Annotated in this window: 10 protein-coding genes, 1 tRNA gene and 1 pseudogene; 10 read left to right on the top strand and 2 right to left on the bottom strand. The window is 66.7% G+C overall.

Translation table 11 applies throughout. The features are described from left to right. Positions 1-23: 23 nt before the first annotated feature. A complete protein-coding gene (locus tag BACI349Y_RS11895; RefSeq protein WP_159632274.1) occupies positions 24-737 on the bottom strand; it encodes a response regulator in 714 nt (237 codons plus the stop codon). Then, on the bottom strand, positions 734-2,368 hold the full coding sequence (locus BACI349Y_RS11890; protein ID WP_159632273.1) for a sensor histidine kinase: 1,635 nt from the start codon (positions 2,366-2,368) through the stop codon (positions 734-736). The genes BACI349Y_RS11895 and BACI349Y_RS11890 overlap by 4 nt, the downstream gene beginning before the upstream one ends. Positions 2,369-2,527: 159 nt before the next feature. Here BACI349Y_RS11890 and BACI349Y_RS11885 point away from each other — a divergent pair, with 159 nt between their 5' ends. The 10 genes and pseudogenes from BACI349Y_RS11885 (at position 2,528) to BACI349Y_RS11840 (ending at position 12,152) form a co-directional block, all read left to right on the top strand. After that, positions 2,528-3,871, top strand: coding sequence for a cation:dicarboxylate symporter family transporter (locus BACI349Y_RS11885; protein ID WP_159632272.1), 1,344 nt, complete (start codon positions 2,528-2,530; stop codon positions 3,869-3,871). A gap of 231 nt (positions 3,872-4,102) precedes the next feature. Continuing rightward, positions 4,103-5,002 carry a ParA family protein gene (locus BACI349Y_RS11880; protein WP_079597205.1) on the top strand — a complete coding sequence of 300 codons (900 nt, stop codon included), beginning with the start codon at positions 4,103-4,105 and terminating at the stop codon, positions 5,000-5,002. A gap of 7 nt (positions 5,003-5,009) precedes the next feature. Then, the gene (locus BACI349Y_RS11875) at positions 5,010-5,825 is read left to right on the top strand and encodes a segregation and condensation protein A (RefSeq protein ID WP_159632271.1); all 816 of its coding nucleotides are present in this window, start codon (positions 5,010-5,012) and stop codon (positions 5,823-5,825) included. Further along, positions 5,822-6,508, top strand: a complete 687-nt coding sequence (scpB, locus tag BACI349Y_RS11870; protein ID WP_159632270.1) for an SMC-Scp complex subunit ScpB — start codon at positions 5,822-5,824, stop codon at positions 6,506-6,508. The genes BACI349Y_RS11875 and scpB overlap by 4 nt, the downstream gene beginning before the upstream one ends. Before the next feature lie 127 nt (positions 6,509-6,635). Further along, on the top strand, positions 6,636-7,844 hold the full coding sequence (locus BACI349Y_RS11865; protein ID WP_159632269.1) for a pseudouridine synthase: 1,209 nt from the start codon (positions 6,636-6,638) through the stop codon (positions 7,842-7,844). Positions 7,845-7,847: 3 nt separating this feature from the next. Beyond that, positions 7,848-8,957 (top strand): prephenate dehydrogenase, encoded by a 1,110-nt coding sequence (locus BACI349Y_RS11860; RefSeq protein WP_159632268.1) that lies wholly within the window; start codon positions 7,848-7,850, stop codon positions 8,955-8,957. Then, positions 8,957-9,670: a (d)CMP kinase gene (cmk, locus tag BACI349Y_RS11855; protein WP_159632267.1), complete on the top strand. Its 714-nt coding sequence runs from the start codon at positions 8,957-8,959 to the stop codon at positions 9,668-9,670. Before BACI349Y_RS11860 ends, cmk begins: the two co-directional genes overlap by 1 nt. Next, positions 9,663-10,380: pseudogene (locus tag BACI349Y_RS11850) on the top strand (lysophospholipid acyltransferase family protein). Before cmk ends, BACI349Y_RS11850 begins: the two are co-directional and overlap by 8 nt. Before the next feature lie 10 nt (positions 10,381-10,390). Beyond that, positions 10,391-11,938: a ribosome biogenesis GTPase Der gene (gene der / locus BACI349Y_RS11845; protein ID WP_159632266.1), complete on the top strand. Its 1,548-nt coding sequence runs from the start codon at positions 10,391-10,393 to the stop codon at positions 11,936-11,938. Positions 11,939-12,075: 137 nt separating this feature from the next. After that, positions 12,076-12,152: transfer RNA gene (locus BACI349Y_RS11840), tRNA-Pro, on the top strand. The last annotated feature ends 10 nt before the right edge of the window (positions 12,153-12,162 follow it).

The following is a 12,162-nucleotide window of genomic DNA, read 5'->3' as shown; positions in this document are numbered from 1 at the left end:
CCCGCATGTTTAGCCTCGGCGCGTCAGCGCGCGTTCCAGCGGTACTCGTTCTCCGGCCTTCCCGGGGTGCCGTAGCGCGCGGTCCGGGAAACGGTGCCCGCGTCGGCAAGGTATTCCAGGTAGCGCCGCGCGGTTACCCGGGACATGCCCAGGGCATCCATGACCTCGGTGGCGGACACTGCTTCGGGCTGGCCGCGCAGGAACTCCTGGACCGAGCCGAGGGTCGAGGTGGACAGGCCTTTGGGAAGGGGAAGTTCGGACGGCGCACGGAGGCTCGCAAAAGCCTGGTCCACCTCGCTTTGTGAGGCACCCCCCTTGCCGGGACCGCCGTTGGAACCCGCCAGCTGCTGCCGGAACTGGCGGTAGTTTTCCAGCTTGTCCGAGAAGGTGGCGAACGTGAAGGGCTTGATCAGGTACTGGACCACGCCGATGGCGACGGCGCTGCGGACGATTGCCAGCTCGCGCACGGCGGTGATGGCGATGATGTCCGCGAGGATCCCGGCGGAGCGCATCCGCCGGGCGATGTCCAGGCCGTGCAGGTCGGGCAGGTTCATATCCAGCAGGACAAGTTCCACCGGCTCTCCCGCTGCCACGAATTCATTGAGGAGCCGCAGGGCGGACTGGCCATCGGGTGCAGTCCCCGCGAGCTCAAACCCTTCCAGCCGCCCCACGTACGCGGCATGGGCCGCGGAAGCGATGGCCTCGTCTTCGACGACGAGGACCCGGATGTTGCTCACTGTCTGTGCTCCTTATCCGCGGAGACCGCCGCAGGCAGGAATACTTCGAACTTGGCGCCGCGCCGGCCATTAATGGCCAGCGTACCGCCCAAACGCTGCACGGCCTGCCGGACCAGCGCCAGTCCAATGCCCCGGCCCCCCATCCCGGCGGGCTTGGTGCTGAACCCGTGCCGGAAGATTTTTTCCGAGTCCGCGGGGTCGATGGCCGCCCCGGAATCGTTGACGGCGATGTCCAGTCCTTCCTCGTCCGCCTCCAGCGTCAGCACCACCCGCCGCGGGGGAGGGGCGTCGGCAGCAGCATCAATCGCGTTGTCCAGCAGGTTGCCCAGGATCGTCACCAGGTCCTGGACGGCCACCCCGGGTGCGGCGCCCGAGCCGAGGGTGGAAACATCCAGCTGGACGCCGCGCTCGTGGGCTTCGGCCACCTTGCCCATGACCAGGGCTCCCACCACCGGTTCATCAATCGAGCTCACCATGTCGTCCGTCAGCTGCTGGCTCAGGGCCAGGTCCTGGGTGGCGAAATCGAGCGCTTCGCCCGTCCGGCCAAGCTCCAGGAGCGACACCATGGTGTGGAGCCGGTTGGCGTGTTCATGGGTCTGGGCCCGCAGCGCGTCCGAAAGGGTCCGCATGGTCTGCAGTTCGTTGCCCAGTGCCTCGATTTCCGTCCGGTCCCGGAGCGTGGCCACTGTTCCGTACACGGGGACCTTCCCCCGCGCCCCGGGGGACTCGGGCCCCCTGGCCGGCCCCTGGTTGACCACCAGCACGCGGGAACCGGTCAGCACCATCTCGTCCTTGGTGGTGCGCCCCGAATCGAACAGGCTGCGCAGCTCGCTGTCCAGGGGGAGGTCTGCCAGGGATGGGGGCCGCGTGGGATCGTTGCTGCCCGTTTCGGCCAGGCCCAGCAGTTCGGCAGCCTGGTCGTTGTACATCACCACGCGCTTCTTGGCATCGATGAGGATCAGCCCTTCGCGCACCGAGTGCAGCACTGATTCGTAGTAGGTGAACAACTGCGCCAGCTGTTCGGGCCCCCAGCCGCGTGTCACCCGCCGCAGATACCTGCCCAGCAGCCACGACGCCAGGGATCCGCCCACCAGCAGGGCGATGCCGACGGCCAGCAGGACCGGCAGGCGGCCGGTGAAGGCCACGTCGACGCTGCGGACGGTGACACCCGCCGCCACCAGCGCCTTCACGGTCCCTTGGGCGTCCTTGACCGGAACAATGGTCCGGACCGAAGGCCCTAGGGTGCCGGCAGTGACTTCGGTGAACGGTCTGCCCTGCAGGGCAACGTCGATTGAACCGATGTACGGCCGCCCCAGCTCTTCGTCCCTGGGGTGCGTCCAGCGGGTCCGGTCCGGAGCCATGATGGTGATGAAATCGATGTGGGCGGCGCTGGTGACGTCCTTGGCATAAGGCTGCAGGAGGGCGGACGGGTCCGGCGTGGCCGCGGCCTGGAGCACCAGGGGATTGGCGGCGATGGAGGCAGCCACTCCTTCCATGCGGCGCCCCGCCTCGTCATACGTACGGTCCCGGGCGTCCACGTAGGCCGCAGTCCCCACAATGGCGATGAAGGATACGACGATCAGCAGGTTCGCCAGGAAGAGCCGGCGGGCGATACTCCAGCGGTGGATCATGCCTGCCTCCTTCAGAACCCCGGGGGTGCCGCGACCAATATGAACGCAACGGTGAGCTGGATCACGGGGTGCCCAATGATGGATATCACATTGCACGGACGTGTTGAGCCCAGAGACTGCGCCGCAGCGTCTATCAGAATATCCACAAGGAGACACATCATGGCTTCTCAACGAGGAGAGTCGCTCGAGACCGCGACGCCGCGGCGCAAGGGACTGGACAAGTCCCACTACCTGTACATTGCCGTTATCGCCGCCGTCGTCCTCGGCGCGGTTGTCGGCCTGCTCTTCCCGGAGGTGGGCAAGTCCCTCAAGCCCCTGGGAGACGGGTTCGTCAAGCTCATCAAGATGATGATTGCCCCGGTCATCTTCTGCACGATTGTCCTGGGCATCGGATCCATTGCCAAGGCAGCCACCGTCGGCAAGGTGGGCGGCCTCGCCCTGGGCTACTTCATCATCATGTCCACCTTCGCCCTGGCCATCGGCCTCGTGGTGGGCAACCTGATCCACCCCGGCGAAGGCCTGAAGCTGACGCCCTACGACCCCAACAAGAAGGCCGCCACTGACAGCACCGTGGACTTCCTGATGGGCATCATCCCGGGTGACATCCCCGTCCTGCCCACCCTGCTGGCCGCCATCCTGGTGGGCTTCGCCCTGCAGAAGATGGGCACGCAGGGGACCCCCATCCTCAAGGCCATCGGCCACGCCCAGGGCCTGGTCTTCCGCATCCTCATCATGATCATGTGGCTCGCTCCGATTGGTGCCTTCGGTGCCATCGCCGCCGTCGTCGGCGCAACCGGCGTCCAGGCCATCGTGAGCATGTTCACCCTGATGATCGCCTTCTACATCACTTGCGCACTGTTCATCGTGGTCATCCTGGGCGGCCTCCTCCAGGTCGTTGCCGGCGTGAACATCTTCAAGCTGATGAAGTACCTGGCCCGCGAGTACCTCATCATCTTCTCCACCTCCTCCTCCGAAGCGGCGCTGCCCCGCCTGATCGCCAAGATGGAACACCTCGGCGTCTCCAAGCCCGTCGTGGGCGTCACCGTTCCCACGGGCTACTCCTTCAACCTGGACGGAACCGCCATCTACCTGACCATGGCGTCCCTCTTCGTTGCCAACGCCATGGGAACCCCGCTGGACCTCGGCGCCCAGATCTCCTTGCTGGTCTTCATGATCATCGCCTCCAAGGGTGCCGCCGGCGTCACCGGCGCCGGCCTGGCGACCCTCGCAGCAGGCCTGCAGGCACACCGTCCCGAGCTGCTGGGCGGCGTGGGCATGATCGTGGGAATCGACCGCTTCATGTCCGAGGCCCGCGCCCTGACCAACTTCACCGGCAACGCCGTAGCCACGGTCCTGGTGGGCACCTGGGTCAAGGAGATCGACGGCGGCCAGGTTGCCCGCGTCCTCTCCGGCGAAGTCCCCTTCGACGAGCAGACCATGATCGCCGGCCACGGCGAGATGGCACCGAAGGAAGAAGGCGCCCGCGAGGCCGCCAAGGCCTAGCCTCTGTCCCATAAGAGACGTGAAACCGCCCCTGCAGCCCTGCTGCGGGGGCGGTTTTTCGTTGCCCTGCAGTGCAACCTTCGACCTCAGCTAGAGGGTCAAGGCTCAACATTCGCGGAAAGTCAAGTTCCGTCGAATACCGTGTCGGGCGCTGTAACCTAGGGAGCAGAACGAACGGCGCTGGTCAGCCAGCGGCAGGAAATCACCGTCATCGAAAGTGTGGACAGATACGTGAGCAGCGAACAGGGTTCAGCAACTCTGGAGGGCACGGAATTCGACCTGGAAAACGCGGTGATGGGCCCCACGGGTCGCCCATACCGCGAGTTCCCGGAACCCGCGCCGCTGTCCTCCCACGGTCCGGCCCGCGTCATCGCCATGGTCAACCAGAAGGGCGGCGTCGGGAAGACCACCTCCACCATTAACCTGGCCGCGGCACTCGCCGAATACGGCCGGCGTGTCCTGCTGGTGGACTTCGACCCCCAGGGTGCGCTGTCGGCGGGCCTGGGCGTCAACCCGCACGAACTCGACCTCACCGTGTACAACGTCCTGATGGACCGCAAGGTGGACATCCGCGACGCCATCCACCAGACCGGTGTCGAGAACGTCGACCTGCTGCCGGCCAACATCGACCTCTCTGCGGCGGAAGTGCAGCTGGTGAACGAGGTGGCGCGCGAACAGGTCCTGGACCGCGCGCTGAAGAAGGTCGAAGACGACTACGACGTCGTCCTCATCGACTGCCAGCCGTCCCTGGGCCTCCTGACCGTCAACGCCCTCACCGCGGCCCACGGCGTCATCATCCCGCTCATTTGCGAGTTCTTTGCGCTCCGCGCCGTGGCCCTCCTCGTTGAGACCATCGACAAGGTCCAGGACAGGCTGAACCCGCGGCTGCAGGTGGACGGCGTGCTGGCCACCATGTACGACGCACGCACGCTGCACAGCCGCGAAGTGATCACCCGGCTGGTGGAGGCGTTCGGTGACAAAGTCTTTGAAACCGTCATCAAGCGCTCCATCAAGTTCGCGGATGCCACCGTGGCTGCGGAGCCCATCACCAGCTACGCCGGAAACCATGTGGGTGCTGACGCCTACCGCCGGCTGGCCAAGGAGCTGATCTCCCGCGGCGGCGCACCCTAAGCACGCCGTGGCCGAGACCAAACCCGGCTTCGAGGTGCGGCTGGCCAACTTCACGGGTCCGTTCGACCTCCTCCTGGGACTGATCGCCAAGCATCAGCTGGACATCACCGAAGTTGCCATCGCCACGGTCACCGATGAGTTCATCAAGTACATCCGCAAGCTGCAGGAGCTCGGCGAAGAATGGGCCCTGGACGAGGCCAGCGAGTTCCTGGTGATTGCCGCCACCCTGCTTGACCTCAAGGCAGCACGGCTCCTCCCGGCCGGAGAAGTCGAGGATGACGAGGACATCGCCCTGCTGGAGGCGCGGGACCTCCTGTTTGCCCGGCTGCTCCAGTACAAGGCCTTCAAGCAGGTGGCAGGCATCATGGGTGAAACCCTGCATCAGGAAGGCCGCCGCTTTCCACGGCAGGTGGCGCTCGAGGAACATTTCGCAGCCATGCTCCCCGAGCTCGTCTGGAAACATACGCCCCGGCAGTTCGCTGCACTGGCAGAAGCCGCGCTCCGGCCCAAGGCGCCGGCGCAGCCACCACAGGTTGCCCTCGGCCACCTGCACGGCGGCAATGTCAGCGTCAAGGAGCAGGCCGAAGTGCTGGGCCTCAGGCTCCAGCAGGAGTCACCCCTGACGTTCCGTTCCCTGATTGCCGACGCCGAGTCCACCCTGGTGGTGGTGGCCCGGTTTCTGGCCCTGCTGGAGTTGTTCCGGGACCGGGCTGTCTCGTTCGACCAGCTCTCCCCGCTGGCGGACCTTGCCATCCACTGGACGGCCGACCGCCGGGACTGGTCGGCGGAAAACCTAAGCGAAGAATTCGAGGAGCAACTGTGAACCCGCAGGAGGATACGCAGCCGCAGCAGACGCAGTGGCAGGACGACGCCGGCCACGGCCCCGCCTTCGCCGACCTTCCCGGCGGCGCCAAGGCTGCCCTGGAAGCCGTCCTCATGGTTTTGGACGAACCGGCCACGGAGGAGGAGCTGGCGGCAGGGGTGGGGCTGACGGTGGACTCGGTCCGCTCGCTGCTGGCAGAACTGCAGCGCGATTATAACGGCTATACTGTTAAAGCCCCGGAGGTGGAGAGTGCCAGCAGCGCTGGTATCGGTTCCAGTCCCCGGGGTTTTGAATTGCGGAGCATCGCCGGTGGCTGGCGCATCTACTCCCGCACGGAATTTGCCGACATTGTGGGCAAGTACGTGCTTGAGGGGCAGACTGCCAGGCTCACCCAGGCGGCGTTGGAAACACTGGCGGTCATCGCGTACCGCCAGCCCGTTTCCCGGGCGCGCGTGTCTGCAATTCGCGGGGTCAATGTTGACTCTGTCGTACGGACGCTGGCCCAGCGCGGGCTGATCGAGGACGCGGGAACAGATCCCGAGTCCGGCGCAATCCTCTACCGGACTACCTCGTATTTCCTCGAACGGATGGGAATCGGTTCAGTGGAGGACCTGCCCCAACTGTCGCCGCACCTTCCGGGGCTCGACGGGATCGCAGAGTTCTACGACGCCGGGACGATGTAGGCAGGACACCCCTGCCCGCAACAGTCCATCCAGCACGGTTATTTATCAGGGCAGACGAAGTCTGCGCGGCTGGCTAAGGTTGTCTTTGGACATCTCAGCCGGCCAAAACACATTTGAAGGACGGGTCATGACACAGGCGGGACGCCAGGGTTCACCACGTAACGGTTCGGGACGCGGCGGGAACGAACGCAACAGTTCACAGCGCAACCCGGCACAGGGCGGCAGCTTCAGCGGGGGCTCCCGCGGCGGAGCAGGCAAGCGATCCTCGGGATTCGGCGGGGACCGCCCGCACCGCGCGCCCAAGCCGCGCGAAGAGCGCTTCATCGACCCCGACCTCGCGGGGGACCAGCAGGGACGCGGAGCTGAGCCCGCCAGGGGTGCCAAGCCGTCGTCGCGCAAGCCCGCGGCCCGCAAGCCCGGTGCCGGGAAAGCCCCCGGAACCCCCGGTGCGCTCAAGCCCAAGCCGCGAACGGGCGCTCCCGGAGCAGCCGCTTCCCGTGCTTTCGGCAGCGAACGCTTTGGCCAGAACCTGGGGCCGGTCCGCAAGCCTGCACGGAAGAAGGGTCCCCGGGGCAACGTTCCCCAGTCCGAACTCCACGATGCCGACGGCGTGCGCCTCCAGAAGGTGATGGCCTCCGCAGGAGTCGCCTCCCGGCGCGTCTGCGAAGAGATGATCGCCGAGGGCCGTGTCGAAGTTGACGGCCAGGTAGTCACCGAACTCGGTGTCCGCGTAGACCCCAAGACTGCCGTGATCCACGTCGACGGCCTGCGGATCCAGCTGGACGAAAACCTGGTCTACATGGTGTTCAACAAGCCCAAGGGCGTGGTGTCCACCATGGAGGACCCCGAGGGCCGGCCCTGCATCAGCGACTTCCTGAAGAACAACAAGAACACCGGCGAACGCCTCTTCCACGTTGGCCGGCTCGACGTCGCCACCGAAGGCCTGCTGCTGCTGACCAACGACGGCGAACTCGCCAACCGGCTCACCCACCCCTCCTACGAGGTTCCCAAGACCTACCTGGTGCAGGTGCGCGGACCGTTCCCGCAGGGCGTCGGCGCCCAGTTGAAGGCCGGCGTCGAGCTGGAGGACGGCTTCGCTTCCGTTGACTCCTTCCGCCTGGTGGACTCCACCCCGGGCCACGTGCTGATTGAGGTTGTGCTCCACTCCGGCAAGAACCGCATTGTCCGGCGCCTGTTCGACGCTGTCGGCTTCCCGGTCCAGCGTCTGGTCCGCGTCAAGGTGGGCCCCATCGGGCTCGGCGACCAGCGCCAGGGCAGCATCCGCAACCTGGGCAAGCAGGAAGTCGGCCACCTGCTGGCATCCGTAGGGCTCTGAGGCATGTCCGCGTTCAAAAGCCAGGGCCGCGGCCACCTGGATGGCCCGGTGGTGGTCATTGGCACCGGGCTGCTGGGCACCAGCATTGGGCTGGGCCTGCGGGGGCGCGGCGTACCCGTGTTCCTCTCGGACCCGTCGCCCACCAACCAGGCGGTGGCCGTGGACATCGGTGCCGGCCGCCCGCTGTCGGAACTGGGCGATGCAGCGCCGCAGCTGGTGGTGGTGGCCGCCCCGCCGGACGTCACGGCCGACGTCGTCCTTGCCGCGCTGTCCAACTACCCGGACGCTGTGGTCATCGACATCGCCAGCGTGAAGGCGGACATCCTGGCCCGGCTGCGGGAATCGGGCGTCGACCTGTCCCGCTACGTGGGGACCCACCCCATGGCGGGCCGGGAAAAGTCCGGCCCCGTAGCGGCGCGCGGCGAGCTCTTCACGTCCATGCCCTGGGTGCTCTGCCCCTCCGAGGAAACGTCCGGTGCCGCTCTGCAGGTGGCCCGCTCGCTCGCCTCGGACCTGGGGGCCGTCGTCTCCCAGTTCACGGCGGACGAACACGACGAAGCCGTGGCACTGGTCTCGCACCTGCCCCAGGTGATGTCCTCACTGCTGGCCAGCCGGCTGCAGGGAACTCCTCTGCACGCGTTGTCCCTGGCAGGCAACGGACTGCGTGACGTCACCAGGATCGCGGCCAGCGACCCCACCCTGTGGGTCCAGATCCTCGGCGGCAACGCGGACAAGGTGGTAGAGATCCTCTACGGTGTCCGGGACGACCTGAACCGGTTGATTGGAACCCTGGAGAACCCCACCGCACCCGGGGCCCGGCTGGACCTCGCGCAGCTGATCAGCGAGGGCAACGCCGGCCAGGCGCGGATCCCCGGGAAACACGGTGGTCCGCCGCAGGCTTACGCATGGCTTACCGTCCTGGTGGATGACAAGCCTGGCCAGATCGCCCGGCTGCTCACCGAGATCGGGGAGATCGGCGTCAACCTGGAGGACATGCGGCTTGACCACTCGTCAGGCCAAAACGTGGGTATGGTGGAAATCTCCGTGTTGCCGAACAAGCACGACCACTTGATCGAAGCTCTCAACGACCGCGGATGGCGGGTACTTCAGTAATGACACAGGAACTCCTCGAATCCATGCGCGCCCTGCGCATCGGCCGGCCGCTGGTGGTTGCCATCGATGGGCCTTCAGGCTCCGGAAAATCCAGCGTGAGCAAGGAAGTTGCGCGCAGGCTCCGGCTGGCCTACCTGGACACCGGCGCCATGTACCGTGCCCTGACCTGGTACTGCGTGACTGAAGGCATCGACCTTGAGGACGGCGCGGCGGTGGAGCAGGCATCCAGGGACTTCGTCCTGGAACTGAGCACCAGTCCCATGGAGGAATATGTCCGGGTGGGCGGCGTGGACGTCACGGACGCCATCCGTGAGCCGGCCATCTCCTCCGCCGTCAGTGCCGTCGCCACCACCTTGGGCGCCCGGACCGAACTGATCCGGCGGCAGCGGGACCTGATCGAAAAGCACCACCGCCGGATGGTGGTGGAAGGCAGGGACATCACCACCGTCGTCGCGCCCGGGGCCGAGGTGCGCATGCTCCTCACCGCCAGCGAGGAAGCCCGCCTGCGCCGGCGTGGCATCCAGCTGGGCGGTACCCAGAACGCCGAGCAACTGGCAGCCCAGGTCACGCACCGCGATGCCAAGGACTCCACCGTGGTGAACTTCACGCAAGCCGCTTCCGGGGTGGTGACGCTGGACTCCTCGGACCTCGACTTCGAACAGACCGTGGATGCCGCCCTCGTCATCGTCACCAAGGTCCTGAACCGTGACTGACGCCGGGGCCGGCCTGCCGTCCGGGCTGACCACGGCATGGAGCAGGCCGGTGGGCTGGATCCTTGACCACCTGGTCTACCGGACCACCGTGACCGGCAGGACCAATGTCCCCACCGGCGGACCGGTGATCTTCGCAGGCAACCACATCAGCTTCCTTGACGGGCCGGTGATGTTTGGCGCCGCGCCGCGGCCGATGCACATCCTGGTGAAGCAGGAGATGTTCAAAGGTTTCCTGGGCCGCGTGCTCACCGCGTCCGGGCAGCTGCCCGTGGACCGCCGCGGTGACCGAGCAGCGCTGCAGCGCTGCAAGGACGTGCTCGACGCCGGGCGCTGCGTAGGGATTCTTCCGGAAGGGACCCGGGGGAGCGGCGCAGCCGCGGACATCAACGGGGGCGTGGCCTGGCTGGCGCTGAATTCCGGAGCCCCCGTGGTGCCGGTAGCCATCCTGGGCACCCGCCAGGGCGATGAGCACCTGGACTTCGTCCCACGGCCCGGTCGGCGCTTCCACGTCAGCTTCGGGTCAGCCCTGACCCTGGCCCGCAGGGCCGGGGAAACCGGCCGTGCTTCAATGGACAGGGCCGCGCAGGACATCCGTGCAGCGCTGGCAGGGCACGTCCAGGACACCATCCAACTCAGCGGGCAGACCCTGCCCTTCGCTGACCACAAAGACTTGACAGCAGTAGCCGGGGACGCCGGCAGATGACCACTAAGGACAGTGCAATGAGCGACACCACCCAGGCTTCCGGGCACTCCGGCGCCGACGACGAATACACCCCCACCGGCACCGACCAGGTTGCAGAGCGCCTGGCGGCGATTGGGGACGACGAGGCCGAGCTCCGCGCCGCCTCCCTCCGGGCCGGCCTGGAGGACTACGAGCTGGACGAGGACGACGCCGCCCTGCTGAGCGGCGAGTACGGCGACGAGGACCTCGAAGGTCCCCTCAAGCTGGACCCCGTCCTGGCCATTATCGGACGTCCGAACGTGGGCAAGTCCACCCTGGTGAACCGTATCCTGGGCCGCCGCGAAGCGGTCGTGGAGGATACTCCCGGCGTAACCCGCGACCGCGTGATGTACTCCGCGAACTGGAACGGACGCAACTTCACCCTGGTGGACACCGGGGGATGGGAACACGACGCCCGCGGCATCCACGCCAGGGTCGCGGAGCAGGCCGAGATGGCCGTGGAACTCGCTGACGCCGTCCTGTTCGTGGTGGACTCCGCCGTCGGCGCCACCGCCACGGACGAGGGCGTCATGAAGATGCTGCGCCGCAGCAAGAAGCCGGTCATCATGGTGGCCAACAAAGTGGACGACTTTGCCCAGGAAGCGGACAGCGCAGCACTCTGGGGCCTTGGCTTCGGCGAGCCCTACCCGGTGTCGGCCCTGCATGGCCGCGGGGTGGCCGACCTCCTGGACCACGTCATGGATGTCCTGCCCGAGTTTTCCACCGTTGAAGGCGTGGAACGCTCCGGCGGTCCGCGGCGTATCGCCCTGATCGGCCGCCCGAACGTGGGCAAGTCCTCGCTGCTGAACAAGCTCGCCGGATCCGAACGCGTGGTGGTGGACAACACCGCCGGCACCACCCGTGATCCGGTGGACGAATTCATCGAACTCGGCGGCCGCACCTGGCGCTTCGTGGACACCGCCGGCATCCGCCGCCGCCAGCACATGGCACAGGGCGCGGACTACTATGCCTCGCTCCGGACGCAGGCCGCGCTCGAGAAGGCGGAGGTCGCCGTCGTGCTCCTCGCCGTGGACGAGGTCCTCAGCGAACAGGACGTCCGCATCCTCCAGCTGGCCATCGAGTCCGGCCGCGCCCTTGTCCTGGCCTTCAACAAGTGGGACCTGCTCGACGACGAACGCCGCCGCTACCTGGAGCGCGAAATCGAACAGGACCTGGCACACGTTGACTGGGCCCCCCGGGTCAACATCTCGGCAAAGACCGGCTGGCACAAGGACCGCCTGGTCCCGGCCCTGGACCTGGCACTGGAGAACTGGGACCGGCGCATCCCCACCGGGCGCCTCAACGCCTTCCTGGGCGAGCTCGTTGCCGCACATCCGCACCCGGTCCGCGGCGGCAAGCAGCCCCGCATCCTCTTCGGCACCCAGGCCTCCAGCCGTCCGCCGAAGTTCGTGCTGTTCACCACCGGGTTCCTGGATCCCGGGTACCGCCGCTTCATCACGCGGCGCCTGCGCGAGACCTTCGGATTCGAGGGCACGCCCATCGAGGTGAGCATGCGCGTCCGCGAGAAGCGTGGCCGCAAGCGTTAATTGCGACACACCTTGGGACTGATCACCGGAAAGTGTCACTGGCACCCCTCCGGATCGTGTAAGCTCTTCTAGGTGGTTCGGCCGGACTGCTGATGAAGATCTTCGGATTTGAGTTCAGCGGAGAACGGCGGAACCAGCGGGCTGTAGCGCAGCTTGGTAGCGCACTTGACTGGGGGTCAAGGGGTCGCAGGTTCAAATCCTGTCAGCCCGACCAAAAAGCGGAA

Source organism: Arthrobacter sp. 8AJ (assembly GCF_902506025.1).
Lineage (GTDB): Bacteria > Actinomycetota > Actinomycetes > Actinomycetales > Micrococcaceae > Arthrobacter.
The sequence above is the reverse complement of the archived record's forward strand: the minus strand, read 5'-3'. Positions and strand labels throughout refer to the sequence as shown.

Excerpts from the sequence above, each read along its gene's own strand:
- BACI349Y_RS11890 (WP_159632273.1), bottom strand. The coding sequence starts at position 2,368 with ATGATCCACCGCTGGAGTATCGCCCGCCGGCTCTTCCTGGCGAACCTG.
- BACI349Y_RS11885 (WP_159632272.1), top strand. The coding sequence starts at position 2,528 with ATGGCTTCTCAACGAGGAGAGTCGCTCGAGACCGCGACGCCGCGGCGC.
- BACI349Y_RS11865 (WP_159632269.1), top strand. The coding sequence starts at position 6,636 with ATGACACAGGCGGGACGCCAGGGTTCACCACGTAACGGTTCGGGACGC.
- BACI349Y_RS11860 (WP_159632268.1), top strand. The coding sequence starts at position 7,848 with ATGTCCGCGTTCAAAAGCCAGGGCCGCGGCCACCTGGATGGCCCGGTG.
- cmk (WP_159632267.1), top strand. The coding sequence starts at position 8,957 with ATGACACAGGAACTCCTCGAATCCATGCGCGCCCTGCGCATCGGCCGG.
- der (WP_159632266.1), top strand. The coding sequence starts at position 10,391 with ATGAGCGACACCACCCAGGCTTCCGGGCACTCCGGCGCCGACGACGAA.